The 22,011-nt window shown below is 68.6% G+C and carries 19 protein-coding genes; 10 read left to right on the top strand and 9 right to left on the bottom strand.

The window, feature by feature from the left end:
• The first annotated feature begins 43 nt into the window (after positions 1-43).
• The gene (locus tag JVH1_RS26570) at positions 44-2,134 is read left to right on the top strand and encodes a prolyl oligopeptidase family protein (RefSeq protein WP_272943926.1); all 2,091 of its coding nucleotides are present in this window, start codon (positions 44-46) and stop codon (positions 2,132-2,134) included.
• 8 nt (positions 2,135-2,142) lie between these two features.
• Here the strand turns inward: JVH1_RS26570 and JVH1_RS26565 are convergent, their stop codons facing one another.
• Both JVH1_RS26565 and JVH1_RS26560 read right to left on the bottom strand, forming a co-directional pair.
• Entirely contained in the window at positions 2,143-2,976 is an 834-nt protein-coding gene (locus tag JVH1_RS26565) for an alpha/beta fold hydrolase (RefSeq protein ID WP_371113047.1), read from the bottom strand.
• 73 nt (positions 2,977-3,049) lie between these two features.
• A complete protein-coding gene (locus JVH1_RS26560) occupies positions 3,050-4,093 on the bottom strand; it encodes an alpha/beta hydrolase family protein (RefSeq protein ID WP_009474815.1) in 1,044 nt (347 codons plus the stop codon).
• A gap of 783 nt (positions 4,094-4,876) precedes the next feature.
• Between JVH1_RS26560 and JVH1_RS26555 the strand changes: the two genes are divergently transcribed.
• Positions 4,877-5,083, top strand: a complete 207-nt coding sequence (locus JVH1_RS26555; RefSeq protein WP_005251806.1) for a PspC domain-containing protein — start codon at positions 4,877-4,879, stop codon at positions 5,081-5,083.
• 178 nt (positions 5,084-5,261) lie between these two features.
• Here JVH1_RS26555 and groL read toward each other — a convergent pair whose 3' ends face one another.
• The 5 genes from groL to JVH1_RS26530 form a co-directional block, all read right to left on the bottom strand.
• On the bottom strand, positions 5,262-6,887 hold the full coding sequence (gene groL, locus JVH1_RS26550; RefSeq protein ID WP_005263938.1) for a chaperonin GroEL: 1,626 nt from the start codon (positions 6,885-6,887) through the stop codon (positions 5,262-5,264).
• 229 nt (positions 6,888-7,116) lie between these two features.
• Complete coding sequence (locus JVH1_RS26545; protein ID WP_009474818.1) at positions 7,117-7,671, bottom strand: DUF6764 family protein; 555 nt, start codon at positions 7,669-7,671, stop codon at positions 7,117-7,119.
• Positions 7,672-7,751: 80 nt separating this feature from the next.
• A complete protein-coding gene (locus JVH1_RS26540; protein ID WP_009474819.1) occupies positions 7,752-8,531 on the bottom strand; it encodes an HAD-IIA family hydrolase in 780 nt (259 codons plus the stop codon).
• Positions 8,532-8,590: 59 nt separating this feature from the next.
• Positions 8,591-9,484: a universal stress protein gene (locus tag JVH1_RS26535; protein WP_009474820.1), complete on the bottom strand. Its 894-nt coding sequence runs from the start codon at positions 9,482-9,484 to the stop codon at positions 8,591-8,593.
• Positions 9,485-9,496: 12 nt separating this feature from the next.
• Positions 9,497-10,498, bottom strand: a complete 1,002-nt coding sequence (locus JVH1_RS26530; RefSeq protein WP_192815073.1) for a zinc-binding alcohol dehydrogenase family protein — start codon at positions 10,496-10,498, stop codon at positions 9,497-9,499.
• A gap of 147 nt (positions 10,499-10,645) precedes the next feature.
• Here JVH1_RS26530 and JVH1_RS26525 point away from each other — a divergent pair, with 147 nt between their 5' ends.
• Complete coding sequence (locus JVH1_RS26525; protein ID WP_009474822.1) at positions 10,646-11,809, top strand: helix-turn-helix domain-containing protein; 1,164 nt, start codon at positions 10,646-10,648, stop codon at positions 11,807-11,809.
• An 85-nt stretch (positions 11,810-11,894) separates the two neighbouring features.
• Entirely contained in the window at positions 11,895-13,151 is a 1,257-nt protein-coding gene (locus JVH1_RS26520; RefSeq protein WP_043778830.1) for an FAD-binding oxidoreductase, read from the top strand.
• Between the two features lie 7 nt (positions 13,152-13,158).
• Here the strand turns inward: JVH1_RS26520 and JVH1_RS26515 are convergent, their stop codons facing one another.
• Both JVH1_RS26515 and hutH read right to left on the bottom strand, forming a co-directional pair.
• Positions 13,159-14,022, bottom strand: a complete 864-nt coding sequence (locus JVH1_RS26515; RefSeq protein ID WP_009474824.1) for an alpha/beta fold hydrolase — start codon at positions 14,020-14,022, stop codon at positions 13,159-13,161.
• Between the two features lie 71 nt (positions 14,023-14,093).
• Positions 14,094-15,641, bottom strand: coding sequence for a histidine ammonia-lyase (hutH, locus tag JVH1_RS26510; RefSeq protein ID WP_009474825.1), 1,548 nt, complete (start codon positions 15,639-15,641; stop codon positions 14,094-14,096).
• A 475-nt stretch (positions 15,642-16,116) separates the two neighbouring features.
• On the opposite strand from hutH, the gene JVH1_RS26505 reads away from it, so the two are divergent.
• From JVH1_RS26505 to JVH1_RS26480, 6 genes are all read left to right on the top strand, one after another.
• Positions 16,117-16,572: an SRPBCC family protein gene (locus JVH1_RS26505; protein ID WP_009474827.1), complete on the top strand. Its 456-nt coding sequence runs from the start codon at positions 16,117-16,119 to the stop codon at positions 16,570-16,572.
• Between the two features lie 34 nt (positions 16,573-16,606).
• Entirely contained in the window at positions 16,607-17,131 is a 525-nt protein-coding gene (locus JVH1_RS26500; RefSeq protein ID WP_009474828.1) for a tetratricopeptide repeat protein, read from the top strand.
• Positions 17,106-18,143 (top strand): MerR family DNA-binding transcriptional regulator, encoded by a 1,038-nt coding sequence (locus tag JVH1_RS26495; protein WP_043778833.1) that lies wholly within the window; start codon positions 17,106-17,108, stop codon positions 18,141-18,143. Before JVH1_RS26500 ends, JVH1_RS26495 begins: the two co-directional genes overlap by 26 nt.
• Before the next feature lie 62 nt (positions 18,144-18,205).
• A complete protein-coding gene (locus tag JVH1_RS26490; RefSeq protein ID WP_009474830.1) occupies positions 18,206-18,919 on the top strand; it encodes a phosphatidylserine decarboxylase in 714 nt (237 codons plus the stop codon).
• Positions 18,916-19,779 carry a CDP-diacylglycerol--serine O-phosphatidyltransferase gene (gene pssA / locus JVH1_RS26485; protein WP_005251763.1) on the top strand — a complete coding sequence of 288 codons (864 nt, stop codon included), beginning with the start codon at positions 18,916-18,918 and terminating at the stop codon, positions 19,777-19,779. Before JVH1_RS26490 ends, pssA begins: the two co-directional genes overlap by 4 nt.
• A gap of 27 nt (positions 19,780-19,806) precedes the next feature.
• Positions 19,807-21,990, top strand: coding sequence for an AAA family ATPase (locus JVH1_RS26480; RefSeq protein WP_009474831.1), 2,184 nt, complete (start codon positions 19,807-19,809; stop codon positions 21,988-21,990).
• Positions 21,991-22,011: the final 21 nt, after the last annotated feature.

Below are 22,011 nucleotides of genomic sequence, written 5' to 3'. Positions count from 1 at the left end.
TAGTCCCGTCCGGAATCGCTGTCGCCACGCGGTCGTATTACCCATGAGTAGCCTCACCCGTCACACCTTTGCCGCCGCGACCAGGCATGACACCGCCTGCAAGAATGGCGCCATGACGGATCCCTTCCTCTGGCTCGAAGATGTCACCGCGGAACGGTCGCTCGACTGGGTGCGGGAGCGCAACGCCCGCACTCTCGCCGAGTACACCGAGACCGCCGAGTTCTCCGGGCTCGAGAGCCGGATCCTGGACGTACTCGACACGGACGACCGGATCCCCTACGCCGGCATGCGCGGCGAGTACCTGTACAACTTCTGGCGCGACGGCGACCACAAGCGCGGCATCTGGCGGCGCACCACGCTCGAGCAGTACCGCACCGAGAACCCCGAGTGGGACGTCCTGCTCGACGTCGACGCCCTCGCCGAACGGGAGGGTGAGAACTGGGTGTGGGCCGGGGCCAGCGTGCTGCGACCCGAGCAGTCGCGCGCCCTTTTGTCGTTCTCGCGCGGTGGCGCCGACGCGTCCGTGGTGCGCGAATTCGACATCGAGAAGCGCGAATTCGTCGGCGGTGACCACGCATTCGACGTCCCCGAGGCGAAGACCAGCATCAGCTGGATCGACAAGGACACCGTGTACGTCGGGACCGACTTCGGTGAAGGCTCGATGACCGATTCCGGCTACCCGAGAATCGCGAAGCGCTGGCATCGCGGCACCCCGATCACCGAGGCGGTCACCGTCTTCGAGGGCGAGACCACCGACGTGTCCGTCGGCGCCTCGTACGACGACACTCCCGGATACGAGCGGCACTTCGTCGGCCGGTCCATGGACTTCTACAATTCCGAGCGCTACCAGCTGCTCCCGGACGGCTCGAAGGTCCGGATCGACACCCCCGACGACGCGGGCTCGTCCGTGTACCGCGACTGGTTGACCATCCGTCCGCGCACCGACTGGGACGTGGACGGCACCGTCTACCCGGCCGGGTCGCTGCTCGCCGCGAACTACGCCGACTTCCTCGCCGGGTCACGCGAGCTGACGCCACTGTTCACCCCGGACGAGCACACATCACTGGAGCAGGGAACGTGGACCCGGAACCACCTCCTCCTCGTGCGATTGTCGGACGTGCAGACCAAGCTGTCGGTGCTCACACCGAACGACACCGGGTGGGAGGAGAAGCCTCTCGACGGCGTACCGGAACTCACGGCGAGCGGGATCATCAGCACCGACCCCCGCAACAGCGACAGCTTCTTCGTCAACTCCAGCGGATTCACGACGCCGGCGACGCTGCTGTACGGCACGGTCGGCGGACCGCTCGAACCCGTCAAGCAGGCGCCGTCGTTCTTCGACGCGGACGGCATGTCGGTGTCGCAGCACTTCGCGGTGTCCGACGACGGAACCGAGATCCCCTACTTCGTAGTGCGCCGTGACGACGTCACCGGGCCCTGCCCCACCATGCTGTACGGATACGGCGGCTTCGAGAACTCGATGGTCCCGGGATACAGCGGTTCGGTCGGGTTCGCGTGGCTCGAACGCGGCGGCGCGTACGTGGTGGCGAACATCCGCGGCGGCGGCGAGTACGGCCCGTCATGGCACACCCAGGCGGTGCGGGAAGGTCGCCACAAGGCGTTCGAGGACTTCGCCGCGGTCGCTCGCGACCTCGTGGCCCGGGGCATCACGACGTCGAAGCAGCTCGGGATCCAGGGCGGCAGCAACGGCGGACTCCTCATGGGCGTCATGCTCACCCGCTACCCGGAACTGTTCGGGGCGATCGTGTGCCAGGTTCCGCTCCTCGACATGAAGAGGTACCACCTGCTGCTCGCCGGGGCGTCGTGGATGGCCGAGTACGGCGATCCGGACAACCCCGACGACTGGAAGTTCATCAGCGAGTACTCGCCGTATCAGAACACCGACGCGACCGCGGACTACCCGCCGATCCTCGTCACCACGTCCACCCGCGACGATCGCGTCCACCCCGGCCACGCCCGCAAGATGACTGCGCTGCTCGAGGAGCAGGGCCACGAGGTCTGGTACTACGAGAACATCGAGGGCGGGCACGGCGGGGCCGCGGACAACGCCCAGGCCGCGTTCAAATCGGCGCTCACGTTCACGTTCCTGTGGGAGCAGCTCACCCGCCCGTGACGCACCGGTCAGGTGTGGTCGCGGACCCACTCGACGATCCGGTCGACGGTGCCGGCCGGGTCGCGGATCCAGCCGTTGTGGCCCAGCGGCTCCGGCTGGTGCCACTGCGTGACGTCGGCGTTGGGGAGTTTCGCGAGGAGGTTCTTCGCCGAGGATTCCGGAGCCAGATCGTCTCCTTCGACGGTCACGGACAGCACCGGAAGTTTCAGCCGGGCGATGCGTTCCTCGTAGTCGATGTCGGCGCCGTCGGGTTCGATCCTGCCGGTGCGGGCGAATCGCGACCAGTCGGTGATCAGCGCCTTCGACTGCCGCCCGAACCCGCCGATGTCGAGTTTGTCGCCGGGCCAGAACCCCGCCAGGTTGGCGGTCATCGACATCGCCGCGGCGCCCACCAGCATCCGCGGGGCGTGTATCCCTGGGAATCCCCGGTGATACGGCGACCCGGACGCGACGAGCACGATCCCGCCGAGCCGGCCGCGGATCCGGGCCGCGTACATCACGCCGAGCTGACCACCCATGCTGTGTCCCAGCAGGAAGGGCGTCGCGGCGGGAAAACGCTCCCGCACCACTTCGAAGATCGCGGGGAAGTCCAGAGCCACCAGTTCGTGGTAGCCGTACGTGCTGGTGCTGCTCGGACGGGGACGGCTGTCGCCCTGGCCACGGAGTTCGCCGATCGCCGCGTTGAACCCCCGGGACACGAGCTCCTCGGCGAAGGGTTCGTAGTAGCCGGCGGGAATTCCCAGGCCGGGAAACACCACGATGACGGGGGCCTCGTCCGGGCCGGGAAACAGGCGTACCGGAGTGGTGGTTCCGTCGGGCATCTGGATCGGTACTGTCTCCACTTCGTCAGACTAGACGGCTCGACCCCCGCAGATCCGGGATCTGCGGGGGTCGAGTCTCTTCCGAGACCGGTGACTACAGGCCGATCGACGCAGCGAGCATCGGCCACGACTTGTGCAGGTCTTCTTCCCAGTAGGACCACGAATGCGTGCCGACGGGCCGGAAGTCGAACGTGGCGGGAATCTGCAGTTCGTTCAGCTTGTCCGCGAGGGCGTGGGTGCACTGGTTGGTGGCCGCCTCGATGGCGCCGCCGAGGAGGATCTGGTTGGCGAGCGTTCCGACGTCGCCGTTGATCCCGGGTCCGTTCAGCTGGTCGCCGGGCCCGGGCAGTCCGGATCCGTTGCTGACGTAGATGTCGAGTCCGCGCAGCTTCTCCGCGTTGACGTACGGGTCGTTGGCCGTCCAGCCGGGGCCGTCTTCCGGCCCCCACATGTTGGAGGTGTCGCCGCCGCCGCGGCCCTCGACGACCAGCCGCACGTACGTGCGGCCGGGGTCCGTGCTGGTCATCGCGCAGCCGCTGTAGGCGCCGACGCTCTCGTACAGGCCGGGAGCCGACTGTGCCAGGCTCAGCACCGAACTACCCGCCATCGAGATACCAGCGATCGAGTTGACGCCGTTGGTGCCGAGCGCGGAATCGACGATCGGCGGAAGTTCCTGCGTGAGGAACGTCGTCCACTTGTTGTTGCCCAGTTCCGGGTCGGTCTGCTCCCAGTCCGTGTAGTAACTGAACGCGCCCTCCATCGGAGTGACCACGTTGACGTTCTTGTCGGCGAAGAAGCCGACGACATCGGTCCTGGCCTGCCACGTGGCGGAGTCCTCGCCGCCGCCCGCCCCGTTGAGCAGGTACAGCGTGGGCCTCGGTTCGCTCGTGTCCGCGGGGGTGATGACCCGCAGCGGGATCTCCCGGTCCATGGAGGCCGAGTACACCTGCATGGTCAACTGCCGGTCGTCGATCTCGTCGGTGCTCACCAGGTGGGAACCACCGTCCGCGACAGTGGCATCTCCGGTGGGATCGGCGGACGCGGACGCCTGGACTCCGAGGCACGGAATCGCCGCCGTCAGGGCGACCGCGAGCGCAAGCCGCACCCCGTACCTACCCGCTGCAGTGCGGTTGACCATCGTTCTCCTTCGCTGCGACGTCACCTGCCCGACTCCGAAGAGGCGAGAGCTGGAGCCCACATGATGTCATGTGGACTCCAGCTCTCGTCGAGAAGTGGGGTCGAAACGGGGGTGACCCTATTCCGCGACGGACCCGATGAAGTCGATCAGCGTGGTGAGCGCTTCGAGCAGAGTCAGAAAGCTGTCGGACATAGTATTACTCCTTTTCGACGCAGTGGATTTCGAACTTCCCCCCGCGATCAGGGGCTCCGTCATTTGTACCCGAGTTTTCCCCTCGAATAAGCACAAAGTGGTAAACATTTGCGATCGTTGACTTAACGACGAACCCGCAAATCGGCACTGGTTACTTCTCGATTATCTTCAGGACATGCCCATCTAACTGCGGATATGCGGTGACTACGATCTCCGGATCCACGTTCTCGTAATCGAAGAGCGACAGAACATACCTCGCTGCATTGTTTCCGGACTTTTTCTTGTCACTGCCCTTGAATTCTCCTGCGGAGTAACGAGGCGTGGACGAATTCGAACATCTCTTCTTTTGCCCGGTGAACGCATCCTCTTTGTCTCCCAATTCATAATTAGATGGCAAACGTTTTAATCTTGGCATCTATTTGACCCCAAGTGTGGGATATCGAGTTTTTCGGCGCGGCGCGGACACGGAGGGCGATCGACTCGAGGCACGAGCATCCGGCGGCATGGAGCGGGCGCTCAGGGTGAAAGACCAGGGTCGAGATCGGGGTACATCCCGATGTGCCGGCAGGTACCGCCGAACAGAATGGACGCATGACATTCGACAGCAACACTCCCCGCCAGTTCACCCGTTCCGACAACCAGAAGATGCTCGCAGGCGTCTGCGGCGGCATCGCCGAATACTTCTCGGTGGACGTCAACCTCGTCCGACTGCTCACCGTGGTCGCCACGCTGGTCACCGGCGGCACCGCAGCCCTCGTCTACCTCGCCGCCTGGATGCTGATGCCTGCCGGACACTGACACCGACCCAGGCGGCAGCACCGAAAAGCACTGTGGCCGTCGAACGAATCCACGGCCACAGACAAGAAAGAGCCCGGGACACCAGATGGTGTCCCGGGCTCTTTCGGAGCACTTCGTGCCCGTGCGTGGTGGGCGAGTCCGGGGACTCCTCAACCACTCACGGGAGGCGTAGCCGCCTTTAGAAGTCCATACCGCCCATGCCGCCGGTCGGGTCGCCCACGGGCGCTCCGGCCTTCTCCGGCTTGTCGGCGACGACGGCCTCGGTCGTCAGGAACAGAGCCGCGATGGACGCTGCGTTCTGCAGCGCGGAGCGGGTGACCTTGACCGGGTCGTTGATGCCGGCTTCGAGCAGGTCGCCGTACTCGTTGGTCGAGGCGTTGAGGCCGTGACCTGCGGGCAGGTTGCGAACCTTCTCGGCAACGACGCCGGGCTCGAGGCCCGCGTTGAAGGCGATCTGCTTCAGCGGTGCTTCGAGGGCGACGCGAACGATGTTCGCACCGGTGGCCTCGTCACCTTCGAGCTTCAGGTCGTCGAGCGCGGGAGCCGACTGCAGCAGAGCCACGCCACCACCGGCGACGATGCCCTCTTCGACGGCAGCCTTGGCGTTACGCACGGCATCTTCGATGCGGTGCTTGCGCTCCTTGAGCTCCACCTCGGTGGCAGCGCCGGCCTTGATGACTGCAACGCCACCGGCCAGCTTGGCCAGGCGCTCCTGCAGCTTCTCGCGGTCGTAGTCGGAGTCGCTGTTCTCGATCTCGGCGCGGATCTGCGCCACGCGACCGGCGATGGCCTCGGGGTCTCCCGCGCCTTCGACGATGGTGGTCTCGTCCTTGGTGATGACGACCTTGCGTGCCTGGCCGAGCAGCTCGAGTCCGGCGGTCTCCAGGGAGAGGCCGACCTCTTCGCTGATGACCTCGCCACCGGTGAGGATGGCGATGTCGGCGAGCTGAGCCTTGCGACGGTCACCGAAGCCGGGGGCCTTGACGGCCACGGACTTGAAGGTGCCACGGATCTTGTTGACCACCAGGGTGGACAGGGCTTCGCCCTCGACGTCCTCGGCGATGATGACCAACGGCTTGCCGGACTGGATGACCTTCTCCAGCAGCGGCAGCAGGTCCTTGACCGTGGAGATCTTGGAGCTCACGAGCAGGATGTACGCGTCCTCGAGGACGGCTTCCTGACGCTCCGGGTCGGTGGCGAAGTACGCCGAGATGTAGCCCTTGTCGAAGCGCATGCCCTCGGTGAGCTCGAGCTGCAGGCCGAAGGTGTTGGACTCCTCGACCGTGATGACGCCTTCCTTGCCGACCTTGTCCATGGCCTCGGCGATGAGCTCGCCGATGGACGGGTCGCCTGCGGAGATACCAGCGGTAGCAGCGATCTGCTCCTTGGTGTCGATCTCCTTGGCGGTCTCGAGCAGACGCACGGTGACGGCCTCGACGGCCTTCTCGATGCCGCGCTTCAGACCCAGCGGGTTGGCGCCGGCAGCGACGTTGCGGAGACCCTCACGGACGAGAGCCTGGGCGAGAACGGTAGCGGTGGTGGTTCCGTCGCCGGCGACGTCGTCAGTCTTCTTGGCGACCTCCTTGACCAGCTCGGCACCGATCTTCTCGTAGGGGTCCTCGAGCTCGATCTCCTTGGCGATGGAAACACCATCGTTGGTGATCGTGGGGGCGCCCCACTTCTTCTCGAGCACGACGTTGCGACCCTTGGGGCCCAACGTCACCTTGACTGCGTCGGCGAGGGCGTTGAGTCCCCGCTCGAGGCCGCGACGGGCCTCTTCGTCGAACGCGATGATCTTGGCCATTGCGAAGTGATCCTCCGGATTGGGGGTGACACACAAGGCGACCGCTAGTCGGGTCGCCTCATTTACGCCTTCGGCCGAGTTCGGTGCCCGCGACGGACGACCAGGGGTGTCTTTGGTTCCCGGTCTCACCGTCCCGACCTGGCACTCACGCGTCGTGAGTGCCAAGTGCATTTTTAGCACTCGGACAGGGTGAGTGCAAGGTCGGGACGGAACCGGTGCGCCCGGGCGATCAGCGCATCGCGCAGACCTGGCCGGTGTTCACGTTGAACGCGAGGGACAGGGCACCGACGCAGTCGACGCCGTTCGCGTCGGCAGTCGCGCCCGAACCCCAGCCGGCGATCGCGACGGTGGTGGTGCCGTCGGCCGCACCGGAGCGAGCGATGCCACCGCCGAGCGCGAGCGCGTAGGCCTGACCCGAGCCGGTCGACGCACCGAGCGACGTTCCGTATCCGTTGGCGTACGTCGTGGCGCCGCTGTGTCCGTTGGCGACACTCACCGCGGTGCCGCTGTCCGCGGCCATCGCGTGGGCGACGCCGGCCTCGGACGCCTTGGCGCCGCAACTCGCGGTGTCCGACACCTGGACGTCGTTGGCCGACGGCGGGGAGACACAGTTGACGGGGGCGGCACCGGCGACGCCCGCACCGGCCACCGAGATTCCCGCCGCGACGCCCAGACCCACGGCCATCGCCGCTCCCACGCGTGCCAGCCGTCGGCCGAACAGAGTCGAGATACGAGTACGAGATGCCGAGGCGGTCGAGGTGACGGGCGTGGAGACAGCGAGCATGGAAGCTCCTTCTGGGAACGACGAATTGGAGGATTCGCCGCGAGAGTACCCGCTCGCGGCCGGTTAGTCCCGGACCGCGGTCAGGCGAGTTCGTCGAGGAGCTTCGGCAGCAGCGCGACGGAGTCGACCACGTGGTCCGGTCGCTGCGGGGCGAGGTCCAGAACCGACTGGCGGAACTTGCCCGTCCGCACCAGAACGCCGGTCAGTCCCACCCGCTGCGCGGCGAGGACGTCATTCGTCAGATCGTCACCGACCATCACTGTCACGTCCGGTTCCGTGCCCATCAGATCGGTGGCGGTGAGGAACGCCGCGAGCGACGGCTTGCCCACCGACACGACGTTGGTTCCCGCGACCTCTTCCATACCGGGCAGGTACGTGCCCGTGTCGATGCGCAGCCCATCGTGGGTGGCCCATGTGGTGGCCCGGTGCATCGCGACGACGGGGACGCCGTCGAGCATCAGCTCCACCACGCGGCTCAGAGCGTCATGCGTGAATTCCGGCCCGGCGCCACCGAGGATCACCACCTCGGGGTCCTCGTCGTCCAGTTCGATCCCGGACAGATCGGCCGTGATGTCGCCGCTGTTGAGAACCCAGGCCCGCGCCCCGGGGTAGGTCGACCGGACGTACTCCGCGGTGAGCCGGGCCGCCGTGACGATCTCGCCGGAGTCGGCCTCGATGCCCGCCGAACGGAGGGCGTCGGCGATCTCGTCGCACGTCCGGGACGTCGTGTTGGTGAGGTAGGCGCACGCGAGTCCGCGCTCGCGCACCTCCCGCACCGCCGCCGCGGCCCCGTCGATCGGATGCCACGAAGTAACCAGAACCCCGTCTATATCGAGCAGGACACCCTCGACCCCAGCCATGACAGGAGCCTATCCGCGCGGCTCGGACGGTGTCACTGCCGAGCCCGGCTCGGACGGTGTCACTGCCGAGCCCGGCAGACGAGGACGGGGCAGGGAGCGTGGTGCACCAGATTCTGGCTGACGGATCCGAGCAGGGCACCCATCACCTTGCCCCGGCCGTGGCTTCCGACCACCAGCAGTTGCGCCGTCGTCGCGTGCCGCAGGAGGACGTCAGCGGACACCCCCTGTGTCGTCACCTCGTTCACCGGCACGTCCGGGTACTCGTCCCGGATGCCGGCGAGGCATTCGGACACGACGGCCTTCTCCCCTTCCTCGTAGGCGGTCCAGTCCACGTACTTCGACGCATGGGCGAGGCCGTGCTGCTTCTCACCGCTCCACGCGTGCACCACGTCCAAACCGACGCCGAACGCGGACGCGAGTGCGAACGCCTCCTCGACGGCCTTCTCGCTGACCTGGCTGCCGTCCACGCCGACGACGATCGGTCGGGTGTCCGGTGAGGCCGTCTCGGGCGCTCCCCGGACGACCGCGACAGGACTGTGCGCGTGGTTGACCGTCCGGAGCACCGTGGACCCGAGGAGGTAGTCGGTGACCGCGCCGGCACCCTGCGCGCCGAGCGCCACGATCCGCGCCGCCCTCGACAACTCGATCAGGTGGGACGCCGCCGACCCGGATCGGACGTCGCGCTCGACGGCGAGTCCGGGGTGGTCCTGCAGGACGGCAGCGGTGGTGGCGTCGAGCATCGAGTTGCCGTCCTCGCGCAGTTCCTGGATGAACTGGGCGTCGATCATCATCGCGGTGCCGTTGTAGAACGTGGCCTCGTCCGGGTAGGTGTGGGCGAGCAGGAGTGGGGCGTCGAGCCGGACCGCCGTGCCCGCGGCCCAGCGCGCCGCGTCGAGCGCGGCGCGTGAACCATCGATACCGACGACCACGGGCGCCCCTGCATGTTCGCTCATATCTCTCTCCCTCTACGGCTCGAGAACTGCTGCACCGCTGAACTTTCCGCCGGCCAGGTCGCGCAGGGCCCGGTCGGCGCGGTCGAGTGGGTACGGGTGGATGTCGATACTCAGCCGGTGTTCCGCTGCGATGCGCAGGAATTCGACGGAATCCGAACGGGTATTGGCGGTGACGCTGCGGATCTGCCGTTCCCGGAACAGATGCTTCTGATACTCGAGCGCGGGAATGTCGGTGAGGTGGATCCCCGCGACCGCGAGGGTGCCGCCGTCGGCGAGCGCCTCCATCGCCACGGGCACCAGATCGCCTACCGGCGCGAACAGAATCGCGGAGTCGAGGGGTTCCGGCGGCACGTCGCGCACACCCTGCACGGACGTCGCCCCGAGTCGCTGCGCCAGCGCACGGGCCTCCGCCCCACGCGTCATGACGTGCACGCGGGCGCCGCGGATCGACGCGACCTGGGCGGTGAGGTGCGCGCTGCCGCCGAACCCGTAGATGCCCAGTGCGCCGCCGTCGGGGACCGTGGCACGTTCGAGTGCCCGGTAGCCGATGATCCCGGCGCACAGCAGGGGTGCGAGTTCGGCGTCCGAGTAGCCCTCCGGCAGGTGCAGCGCGTAGTCGGCCGGGACCGTCGCGAATTCGGCGTATCCGCCGTCCGCATCCCATCCCGTGTACTGCGACTGCCTGCACAGGTTCTCCGCGCCGCGCAGGCAGGCCGCGCAGTGTCCGCAGGTGTGACGCAGCCAGGCGATTCCCACCCGGTCGCCGACAGCGAAGGACCCCGACACCGAATCGCCCAGTGCGGCAACCTCCCCCACCACCTCGTGGCCGGGAATCACCCGGGGCCGGTGCACGGGCAGGTCCCCTTCGGTCACGTGCAGGTCGGTGCGGCACACTCCGCACGCCAGCACCTTCACGAGAAGTTCGCCCGTTCCCGGCTCGGGAACCGTCTCGCGTCCGAGTTCCACCGGGTGGCCCGCGACGGGGCCCGGCGCGACCACGCGCCACGCGGCCATCGTTCCGGTTCCGCCCTGCGCCGCCGCCATACCCCCACAATGCCCGTGTGGGGTGGCCACCGCCAGGACCAGGAGGCCCGTGTCTCGAGGACACGGTGTCGCCGCGAAGACCGGGCCGGACCGTCCCCGGCAACTAGGCTCCCAGGCATGGACCTGCGCGGTGAAGACCTGTTCACGGTGGCGGGGTCGCTGGCCGAGCTGATCGGCGCGCCGATCACGATCGAGGACGAGAACTCGACGGTTCTGGCCTATTCGAGCGGCGAGCAGGCCGTGGACCAAGCCCGCATCGAGACCATTCTGGGACGGCAGGTGCCCGGGAAGTATCGGCAGCTCCTCGCGGACGCCGGCGTCTTCGAGCGCCTGCACCGCGACACCGACGTCTTCTACGTGGACATGCGGATGCCGAACATGACTCCCCGCGCGGTGATCGCGGTGCGGGACGCGGGACGGTCGGTCGGGTCCATCTGGGCGGCGATGACGTCCGCCCCCACCCCGGAACAGGAATCGATCCTGCGGTCCGCGGTGCCTGTCGTCGCAGAGCACATCGCGGCGGAGCGCGAACGGGTGGACGTGACGCGCCGGATGCAGGTGGATCGGGTGCGTGCGCTGATCAACGGCGGCGAGCCCGCCTTCCGCGCCGCCGACGACCTCCGGTTGGAGGGAAGGCTGACCGTCGCGGCGGCCGCCCCGGTCACGATCGGGCGCTCGCTGCCGTCCGGTTTGCTCGCCTCCCTCGGCCTGTACCTCGACACGTTGGCGGTCGATTCGGTCGCCGCCCAGCTCGACGACGTCATCTACGTGGTCATCGCCGCGTCGGAGAAGGACGTCCGGCGCCTCGCCGAGAACTTCCTCGGTCGCGCCCGCAGCGGGGCGGCGTTCGTGGTCGCCGTCGGACGCGAAGTGACGACGGCCAGCCAGGCTCACCTGTCGCGAGGGGACGCCGACCGGGTCCTCACCGTCCTGCAGCACGCCCGGTCCGGCGGTGTCGTCGGGACGATGCGGGACAGTCTCGCGTCCGTGCTGGCGTTGCGTGTCGCGGACATCTTCGACGGCCTGGGCGAGCTCACCCCGCTCGCCGCGCTCACCCGGCACGACGAGCAGCACGGGACCGATCTCGTGGCCACGGCCCGCGCCTTCCTTACCCACGGCGGCGACGTCGCCGATGCGGCGGCCGCGCTGCACGTGCACCCCAACACCCTGAGGAACCGGCTGCGACGCTGCGTCGATTCGTGCGACGTGGACCTCTACGACGCGGACACCCGGCTCATCGTGATGTTGCATCTGAAGCTGACGGGACTGCGGGACATGTGACCCCTGGCCGATTGCACAGGGGGCACTGTCGGGGACTGGCCGAACGGCTACTCCCCCGGCGCCGTCGCCGACCCATGATGGAGTCATGAGCACAGTGCAGCGCCCTGACCACGTCGCGATCGTCGGAGCAGGCGTCGTCGGATTGTCCACGGCGTGGTTCCTCCAGGAGCGCGGCGTGCGCGTCACGGTCGTCGACCGTGAGAGTGTCGCGTCGGACGCGTCCTGGGGCAACGCGGGTTGGCTCGCACCGGCATTGACGCTGCCGCTGCCCGAGCCCGCCGTGTTGAAGTACGGGCTGCGCGCAATGCTGAATCCGTCGTCGCCGGTCTACGTTCCCTTCACGACCGATCTGCGCCTGGTGCGTTTCCTCGTCGGCTTCGCCCGGCACTGCACGCCCTCCCGGTGGGAGGACGCGATGAAGGTGTACGCCGAGGTCAACCGAATCTCCCTGGGCGCCTACGACGAACTCGCGGACGGCGGCGTGCGGGAGCACACGCATCTCGCCGACCCGTTCCTCACCGCGTTCAAGTCGGACGAGGACCGCGAAGCGCTCGTCGACGAGTTCCGTCACGTCGAGGCCGCAGGCGGCGAGGTCGAGTACGACCGCGTCGACAGGGACGAGATCCACTCTCTCGAGCCGAGTCTCGGCGACGGCGTGCACTCCGGTCTGAGGCTGCGCAACCAGCGCTTCATCGACCCGCCGCGCTTCGTGCACTCACTCGCCGACGCCCTCCGGGCCCGGGGCGGCGACATCAGGTCCGGTTTCGACGTGGCCGCTGTGCAGGATCGGGGACAGTCGGGGGTCAGCCTGGTCTCGGCCACCGGCGACGCGGTCGCCGCCGATGCCGTAGTCATCGCCAGCGGCGCACGCCTCAATGCTCTCGCCCGCCCGTTCGGTGTCCGCGCCCTGGTGCAGGCCGGCCGCGGCTACAGCTTCAGCGTCCAGCCCGAGCAGATGCCGAAGAACCCGATCTACTTCCCCACCCAGCGAGTGGCGTGCACGCCGCTGCACGACCGTTTCCGTGTCGCCGGAATGATGGAATTCCGCAGTCCCGACGCACCTCTCGACCCGCGTCGGGTCCGGGCGATCATCGAGGCCGCGACGCCCATGTTCACCGGCATCAACTGGGAGTCGCGTCAGGAGGAGTGGGTCGGATCCCGGCCCTGCACCACCGACGGACTTCCGCTCGTCGGCGCCACCCGCTCCCCCCACGTGCACGTGGCGGGCGGTCACGGAATGTGGGGCATCGCCCTGGGCCCGCTCACCGGGCGCATGATGGCCGACTCCATGACCGGCGGCGAGGTTCCCGGCGTCATGCGGCATTTCGACCCGCTGCGCTGAGCGCGGCTCAGGAACGAGCTGCCCAGAATCTGCGCAACTCGACGACCAGTTCGCGCGAACGTTCGTCGGGGAAGAACAACTTGCCACCCCGGATCTCCACGACTTCCCGTGCTCCCGGGATGAGGTCGCGCAGCCAGTAGGCCCACTTCGTCCGGAAGAACCTGTCTCCGGTGCCCCACACGACGAGTGTGGGGACCTCGAGTGCCGCGAGGTCCGGCTCGACCGCGAGTAGGTCGCGTGGATGGAGGGACGCGATCCAGCGCTGGAAGAGCAACGCTCGGCCCTGGGTGCCGAGCAGCGGCTCGACGTACGAGGCCACGACTTCCTCCGGCAGTGATCGCACGTTCTGATACCCACTGCCGTACAACAGTTTACGAGCCCTCGACACGTTCCTCGCCAGTGGTGGCGCAATCCGGGCGAGCAGTCCCGCCCGCGCGAGCAGCACGGCGGGAAGGAACGCCTTCGGCGGCACGTTGTCATGGGTTTCGCAGTTCGTCAACGTCAGCGACGACAACCTGTCGGGGTGCCGGGCCGCGAAGATCTGCGCGACCGCTCCGCCGGTATCGTTGGCAACCACGTCGACCTCGAGCAGCCCCAGGGCGTCGCACGTGGCCGCGACGACGTCGGCGAGTGCGCCCAGCGTGAAGTCCTGATCGGGCGCGGCGGGGGTGTGACCGTGCAGCGGAAGGTCGAGGGCGACGCACCGTCTTTCTCCCTCGAGCTGACTGATCACGTTGCGCCAGAGGTAGCCGGAGGTCCCGACGCCGTGGATGAAGAACGCCACACGGCCGGTGCCGGAATCGAAGTAGCTGACCGGACCACGGTCCGTGCCGACGGTCTTCCTGCGTGTGTCGAACTCCGCGAGAGTCATGAGGACCATCTCCTGCATTCCACGGTAGTTCGCAAGACTCGCGACATCAACGGAGCCGTCGAGCGCCCCGGTCAGTCCAGCTTTCCCACCACCGACTCCGCGCTCGCGACCAGCGCGCCGGACGAGGCGAGGGTGACTGCGGCCTCGATCTCCGGCGCGAGGTGACGGTCGGTCCCCGGTCCGGCGACGTGCTCACGGATCGTGTCCCGCACCGCACCCGTCGCCGGTGACGGTGCGAGCGGGGCACGCAGATCCAGCGCGCGAGCCGCTGTCAACGCCTCGATGGCGAGCACCCGGGTCAGTCCGTCGATGGCCCGGCGCAGCTTCCGGGCCGCCGACCACCCCATCGACACGTGGTCCTCCTGCATCGCCGACGACGGAATCGAGTCCACACTCGCCGGCGCCGCCAGCCGCTTCAGCTCCGAGACGACCGCCGCCTGGGTGTACTGCGCGATCATGTGGCCGCTGTCCACCCCGGGGTCGTCGGCCAGGAACGGGGGCAGCCCGTGATTGCGGGCCACGTCGAGGAAGCGGTCGGTGCGGCGCTCGCTCATGCTCGCCACATCCGCGACGACGATCGCCAGGAAGTCCAGCACGTACCCGACCGGCGCCCCGTGGAAATTGCCGTTCGACTCCACCCGCCCGTCCAGCGTCACCACCGGGTTGTCGATCGCGCTCGCCAGTTCCCACGACGCCACCCGCTCGGCGTGCGCGAGCGTGTCCCGCGCCGCCCCGGCGACCTGCGGGGCGCACCGCAACGAGTAGGCGTCCTGCACCACGGTGCAGGACGGATTGGCGTGACTCTCGACGATCTCCGAGCCGGCGAGCAACCGGACCATGTTCGCGGCGGCGTGGGCCTGTCCGGGGTGCGGCCGGAGCGCCTGCAGGTCCGGGGCGAACACCCGGTCGGTGCCCAGCAGCGCCTCCACGCTCATCGCCGCCGTGACGTCGGCCAGTCGGAGGAGCCCGTGCAGGTCCTCGCACGCCAGCAGCAGCATGCCGAGCATGCCGTCGGTGCCGTTGATAAGGGCGAGACCCTCCTTCTCCTCGAGCACGACGGGTTCGATGCCGGCAGCGGACAGTGCCGTCGCCGCGGGCACGAGTGCTCCGTCCGCATCCCGCACCGTGCCCTCACCGATCACCGCGAGCGCGACATGGGCCAGCGGCGCCAGATCGCCCGAGCATCCGAGGCTCCCGTATTCGTGGACCACGGGTGTGATGCCGGCCGACAGGAGCGACGCGTACACCTGCGCGACTTCCGGCCGCGCGCCGGTCCTGCCGGTGGCCAGGGTCGACAGCCGCAGCAGCATCAGCGCCCGCACCACCTCGCGTTCCACCTCGGGGCCGTTTCCGGCGGCATGCGAGCGGACCAGGCTGCGCTGCAGCTGCGTCCGGAGCGCAAAAGGTATGTGCCGGGTGGCGAGGGCCCCGAAACCCGTCGAGATCCCGTACACGGGCTTCGGGTCCTCGGCCTGCGCCTCGATGCGCTTCCGGGTTTCCGCCATGGCCGACATCGCGTCCCGTGAGATCCGCACCGGGGCGCCTCGACGCGCCACTCGGATCACTTCTTCGGCGGAGACCGCTCCGGTCCCGACCACGACAGACTCTTCGGCTCCCACAACCCCAGTCTCCCCCGGGGCCGGAAGGAGCGTGACGAGATTGCGGGAGCGACGACGGCGTCTACAACCGGCCGCGGAGAGCTTCCTCGATTTCGCGTGGCGTCATCAGACGTTCGAGTTTTTCACTCGGCCACGAGGACGGACGTCCTTGCAATCGGGCTGATTCGAGTAGAGGGAGAGGGCTGCGGTCCCACCGCAGGATCGAATGAACATTCACTACCGATCACTTCCGAACACCGACTCGACAACTTTCCATTTGCGCCATTGCACCGGCGACATTTCGTCGCGCTCTTGACTCATCGCCCATCGTGCCCCTTTGGTTACACGGTTTCGATGAGGCGCGCGGAAGTGCTGGAAAAACTGCGGTCGGAGGAGAATTCAGTGACCTACCGCACACGGCCCGGGCCCGAGCGCCTAGTATGGCGCCAAAGTAATTGTTACCTCACGTACCACCTTCCCTGACTGGAGACAGCCGATGGCAAACACCCTCGAAGCAAGCATCGACATCGACGCGACCCCGCAAGACGTGTGGGCCGTCGTGTCGGATCTGAAGCGGATGGGCGAATGGAGCCCCCAGTGCCGCACGATGCGCGTCCTCGGTGGCGTCGTCGAAGAGGGCACCAAAACCGTCAACATCAACCGCAAAGGCTTCCTCGTGTGGCCGACCACGTCGAAGGTCGTGAAGTTCCAGCCGAACAAGGCCATCGCGTTCCGGATCCTCGAGAACCGCACCATCTGGTCGTACGAACTCGAGCCGACAGCGGGCGGAACCAAGGTCACCGAGCGCCGCGAAGCCCCGACCGGGACGTCGAAGGTGTCGCAGTTCCTGGTCAAGACCGTCCTCGGCGGCAACGAGGACTTCGAGGTCGACCTCGTGAACGGCATGAACACCACCCTCGCCCGCATCAAGTCGGCAGCCGAGCGCACGTAGTCCGGTTGACTCTCGACCTGGTCGAGGCCCCAGCGTGGTCCGCATGGACACACCGGACGCCGTCATGGCGAGGATCGCACAGGGGCAGGAACTGGCAGTAGCGGGTGACCGGGAGGGCGCCCGGCGCATCTTCGAGGAGGTGTGGGACGTCCTCGCCGGTCCCGGCGCCGACACACCGGACCCGTTGCACGTCGTCACGCTGGCCCACTACATGGCGGACGTCCAGACCGACCCCGTCGAGGAGCTGCGCTGGGATCTGCGAGCCCTCCACGCCGCCGACTCGCTGACCGACGACCGAGCTCGGCAGCACCACTCCTCGCTGCGGGTCGCGGGGTTCTACCCGTCGCTGCACCTCAACGTCGCGGCCGCTCATCACGCGCTCGGCCAGACGTCCGAGGCACGCCAGCATCTCGATCGGGCCACACAGAGCTGCGAACACCTCACCGACAACGGATACGGCCGGATGATCCGCGGGGCCGTCGAGCGACTCCGCGCAGAACTCGACGCGGAGGCTGTCGGACCGCAGGGGCAGAGTGAGCACCGTGCTCAGCATCGGTGAACTCGCCCGGGCGTCCGGTCTGTCGGTCAGCGCGCTGCGGTTCTACGACAAGGCGGGCGTGCTCACCCCGCACGCGGTCGACCCGCGGACGGGCTACCGCTGGTACGCCGACCGGCACGTGGACGCCGCGGTCCTCGTCGCCGCCATGCGCCGGGTGGGTGTGCCGGTGAAGGACATGGCGGCCGTGCTGAGCGGGACGGACGCCCACGGACTCCTCGACCGGCATCTCGGCCGGCTCGAGAAGGGGCTCGACGACGCCCGGCGCGAACTGACGAAAATTCACCGCCTGCTCGAGGTGCGAGCGACCCGGGAGTGCACGGTCGTCCTCCGCACCACCGACCTCCTCACCGCGTTCGGCTCGGTGCGGTTCGCCGCCGACCCGGACTCGGCGTTCCCTGTGTTGCGCGGCTGCCTCCTCGAAACGGACCACGACGTGCTGCGGCTCGTCACCACCGACCGCTACCGGCTGGCGGAGGGAACGGCGACCCTCCTCGAACCGCTGGACGAACCGATCTCCGCCGTCGTCCCGTGCACGTTCCTGGACGACGCGGCCGGGCTGCTGCGTCGCCACGACACGGCGACCGTCGTCGTCGGCGCCGACAGCATCACCCTCCGCTGCGGCGCCGAACAGCTCGGCACCCGTCTCGTCGACGGTGCGTTTCCCGACCATCGCAGTCTGTCGCCCCTCGGCCGCGGAATCGAGTACACCTTCTCCTCGGCGGACCTGCGCGCACTCCTCGCCGACGCCGGCCACCGGGTGGATCTCGGCGTTCTCGAGTCGGGCGAGATCGTCGTCGGCAGGCAGGGAACGGAGCAGCCCGTACTCTTCCAGGTGCAGGTGAATGCCGGTTTTCTCCTCGAAGCCGTCGACGCGCTGCCGGGTGAGCAGTTGACGTTCCAGGTGGGTGGACCCATCACGCCCCTCGCCATCCGGCCACGATCGATTCACACATCGGACCGCGCGAGTGCGTACTCTCTCCTGATGCCGTTGCAGCCGGTAGCGCTCACGTAATCTGTGGGTGCGGCGCGATGGCGCGCAGGCAGCACGTCCGTCCGACACAGTTAGAGGAGCCCGTGGCACGCAAGCCCACACCCCCCGGAACCCAGCAACCCACGAGCGTCGGGCACATCGTCGACCTCGTCCGCGGAGCAGTTCCGCCCCTGCATCCGGCCGGGCTGCCCTTCGTCCTCGCACCCCTCGGTGTGGCCGTCCTCGGCCGCAAGCGCAAGTGGGTCCGGCGCGGAGCGCTGACCTCCGCCGCAGCGTGCGCCGCGTTCTTCCGGCATCCGCACCGCGTTCCGCCGAACCGCGTCGGCGTCGTAGTCGCACCCGCCGACGGCGAGGTCGCGCTCGTCGACTCCGCGGTCCCGCCGTCCGAACTCGACATGGGCACCGAGCCGCTCCCCCGGGTCAGCATCTTCCTGTCCGTGCTCGACGTGCACGTCCAGCGCAGTCCTGTCGGCGGTGAGGTCACGAAGGTCGTCCACCGGCCGGGCCAGTTCCTCTCCGCCGATCTCGCCGACGCCAGCGAGGTCAACGAACGCAACAGCATGCTGCTGCACACCCCGGAGGGCCACGACGTCGCCGTCGTGCAGATCGCCGGTCTGCTCGCCCGCCGGATCGTCTGCGACGCCAAGGTCGGCGACACCCTCCCGATCGGTGACACATACGGCCTGATCCGGTTCGGTTCCCGCGTCGACACGTACTTCCCGGCGGGCACCACGTTGCTCGCCGAGCGAGGGCAACGGACGATCGGTGCCGAGACCGTCATCGCTCAACTGCCGTGATCGCCAACGCGAAGCAACAGCGGAGAGGTCGACCCCAGCAGGCGGTCCGGCTCCTGCCGAGCGTGGTCACGATCCTCGCACTGTGCGCGGGGCTGTCCGCCGTCAAGTTCGCGCTCGACGGCGACCTGGGAACAGCGTTGGCCATGATCGGTGCGGCCGCGGTCCTCGACTCGCTCGACGGCCGGATCGCGCGCATGCTCGACGCCACCAGCAAGATGGGTGCCGAACTGGATTCGCTCGCCGATTCCATCTCGTTCGGCGTCGCCCCGGCCCTGGTCCTCTACGTCACGCTGCTGGACGGCCAGAGTTTCGGCTGGATCATCGCCCTGATCTACGCGGTGAGCATCGTGCTGCGGCTGGCCCGGTTCAACACGCTCCTCGACGAGGACGACATGCCCGGCTACGCCAACGAGTACTTCACGGGTGTCCCGGCGCCCGCGGGTGCGCTGGTCGCGCTGACCCCGCTGGCTGCCGCGGCGCAGTGGGGTGACGGCTGGTGGTCGTCGTATCCCGTCGTCGTGGCGTGGACCGTGATCTCCGCGGCGCTGATCGTCAGCCGGATCCCCACGCTCGCGCTGAAGACGGTGTCGGTGCCCCCGCACATGGCGGCCGGTCTGCTCGTCCTCGTGGCGCTCGCGGCGGCGGCTCTGGTCACCTACCCGTACATCCTGCTGATCGCGCTCGTCGCGGTGTACCTCGGGCACATTCCGTTCGCGGTCCACTCCAAGCGGTGGGTGGCCGCGCGACCCGAGACGTGGGACATCAAGCCGTCAGAGCGGCGGGCCATCCGGCGTCAGCCCGACGCCCGCGGCAGGCGATCCGCCGCACGGCTCGGACTGCGCCGTCCCCGGGCCCGATAGTTCGCTCCCGCACGTAGGCTCGACGGCGTGACCTCACCGGAACTCGCGCTCACAGTCCGACTGAACACCTCGGCCGCCGACACCCGGCGCGGCGTGGTCCGGCTGCATCCGGAAGCCCTGGCCGCGCTCGGCCTCCGCGAGTGGGACGCGATCGCCCTCGTCGGCGCGCGCCGCACCGCCGCGGTGGCGGGTCGCGCGCCCGCCGGAACCCCCACCGGGACTGCACTCCTCGACGACGTGACGCTGTCCAACGCTGGGCTGACGGAGAACAGCACGGTCGTCGTGACACCGGTGACGGTGTACGGCGGGAAGACGGTGACGGTCAGCGGGTCGAATCTGGCCGTCAACTCCGTCTCCGACGTCACCCTGCGTCACGCCCTGCTCGGCAAGGTCCTCACGGTCGGCGACACGGTGTCGCTGCTCCCCCGCGATCTGGGCCCCGGCACCAGCACCGCCCCCGCGACGCAGGCACTGTCCCGGACGTTCGGTGTCGCGTGGACATCGGAGTTGCTCACCGTCACCGGGGTCGACCCGGCCGGCGGTCCGGTGAGCGTGCAGCCCAACACCGCGGTCGGGTGGGGCGAGGGTGTGCGCGCAACGGTGTCCGCGGCCCCGACCCGGTTGCCCGCGCCGCCCGTCCGGCCCGCCGAGGAGGTGCCCCCGGTTCCGGTCGAGGACCTGGTGGGTGCCCACACGCAGGCAGCCAAACTCACCGAGTGGCTCGGACTGGCACTCGACGAACCCGAACTGCTCCGCAAGCTCGGGGCCTCACCCCATCTGGGTGTCCTGGTGACCGGGCCCGCCGGTGTCGGGAAGGCGACGCTCGCCCGAGCGGTACTCGCATCCCGGCGACTGGTCGAACTCGACGGGCCCAGTGCCGGCGCGTTGGAAGCCGACTCACGGTTGCAGCGGGTCACCGCGGCGGTCGACGCGATCCGCAGCGGCGGCGTCCTGCTGATCACCGACATCGATGCCCTGCTGCCTGCCACCCCGGAGCCGGTGTCCGCGCTGATCGTCGAACAACTCCGCCGCGCAGTCGACACCGTCGGGGTCGCGTTCGTGGCGACGTCGGCGCACCCGGAGTCGGTCGACGCCAGGTTGCGCGGGCAGGACCTGTGCGACCGTGAACTCACCCTGACCCTGCCCGACGGCTCCACCCGCCGGGCGCTGCTGGAACTGCTTCTGCGGAAGGTCCCCACCGACGGCATCGCCCTCGAGGCGATCGCGGCCCGCACACCGGGATTCGTCGTCGCTGACCTCGCCGCGCTGTGCCGGGAAGCGGCCCTGCGCGCCGCTTCACGCGCGGCCAGGAAACCCGTCGACCCGGCACTCACACAGGACGACCTGCTCGGCGCACTCGACGTCATCCGCCCGCTGTCGCGGTCGGGCAGCGAGGAACTCGCGATCGGCACCCTCACCCTCGACGACGTCGGGGACATGGTGGAGACCAAGCAGGCGCTGACCGAGGCGGTCCTGTGGCCGTTGCAGCATCCGGATTCGTTCGCCCGCCTCGGCGTCGATCCCCCGCGCGGAGTGCTGCTGTACGGTCCGCCCGGTTGCGGCAAGACCTATCTCGTTCGGGCGCTGGCAAGTTCGGGACATCTGAGTGTGCACGCCGTCAAGGGCGCCGAGCTGATGGACAAGTGGGTGGGCGCGTCCGAGAAGGCGGTCCGCGAACTGTTCCAGCGGGCACGGGATTCGGCCCCGTCGCTGATCTTCCTCGACGAGGTGGACGCCCTCGCGCCGCGGCGCGGCCAGAGCTCCGACTCCGGGGTGTCCGACCGGGTGGTGGCCGCCCTGCTCACCGAACTCGACGGCGTCGAACCGCTGCGCGACGTGGTGGTCGTCGGTGCCACCAACCGTCCCGACCTCATCGATCCCGCGTTGCTGCGCCCCGGCCGCCTGGAGCGGCTGGTGTTCGTGCCGCCGCCGGACGGCGAGGCCCGCCGCGCGATCCTGCGCACATCCGGGAAGTCGGTGCCCCTCGCCGACGACGTCGACCTCGACGCCCTCGCCGACGACCTCGACGGCTACTCGGCCGCCGACTGCTCGGCGCTGCTGCGGGAAGCCGCGCTGGCCGCCATGCGCCGGAACATCGACGCGGCCGACGTCACCGCGGCCGACGTGGCCGAGGCACGCGAAAAGGTGCGCCCCTCACTCGATCCCGAGCAAGTGGCGCACCTCGAGTCCTATGCGCTGTCGCGCCCGTGAGTACTTGTTAACCGCGGGCGG

It is taken from the genome of Rhodococcus sp. JVH1 (assembly GCF_000280725.2).
Classification (GTDB): Bacteria; Actinomycetota; Actinomycetes; order Mycobacteriales; family Mycobacteriaceae; genus Rhodococcus_F; species Rhodococcus_F jostii_A.
The sequence above is the reverse complement of the archived record's forward strand: the minus strand, read 5'-3'. Positions and strand labels throughout refer to the sequence as shown.

Coding starts and splice junctions, on each gene's coding strand:
- JVH1_RS26570 (WP_272943926.1), top strand. CDS start 44: ATGAGTAGCCTCACCCGTCACACCTTTGCCGCCGCGACCAGGCATGAC.
- JVH1_RS26560 (WP_009474815.1), bottom strand. CDS start 4,093: ATGGTCAACCGCACTGCAGCGGGTAGGTACGGGGTGCGGCTTGCGCTC.
- JVH1_RS26555 (WP_005251806.1), top strand. CDS start 4,877: ATGACATTCGACAGCAACACTCCCCGCCAGTTCACCCGTTCCGACAAC.
- groL (WP_005263938.1), bottom strand. CDS start 6,887: ATGGCCAAGATCATCGCGTTCGACGAAGAGGCCCGTCGCGGCCTCGAG.
- JVH1_RS26545 (WP_009474818.1), bottom strand. CDS start 7,671: ATGCTCGCTGTCTCCACGCCCGTCACCTCGACCGCCTCGGCATCTCGT.
- JVH1_RS26540 (WP_009474819.1), bottom strand. CDS start 8,531: ATGGCTGGGGTCGAGGGTGTCCTGCTCGATATAGACGGGGTTCTGGTT.
- JVH1_RS26535 (WP_009474820.1), bottom strand. CDS start 9,484: ATGAGCGAACATGCAGGGGCGCCCGTGGTCGTCGGTATCGATGGTTCA.
- JVH1_RS26530 (WP_192815073.1), bottom strand. CDS start 10,498: ATGGCCGCGTGGCGCGTGGTCGCGCCGGGCCCCGTCGCGGGCCACCCG.
- JVH1_RS26525 (WP_009474822.1), top strand. CDS start 10,646: ATGGACCTGCGCGGTGAAGACCTGTTCACGGTGGCGGGGTCGCTGGCC.
- JVH1_RS26520 (WP_043778830.1), top strand. CDS start 11,895: ATGAGCACAGTGCAGCGCCCTGACCACGTCGCGATCGTCGGAGCAGGC.
- JVH1_RS26515 (WP_009474824.1), bottom strand. CDS start 14,022: ATGACTCTCGCGGAGTTCGACACACGCAGGAAGACCGTCGGCACGGAC.
- JVH1_RS26505 (WP_009474827.1), top strand. CDS start 16,117: ATGGCAAACACCCTCGAAGCAAGCATCGACATCGACGCGACCCCGCAA.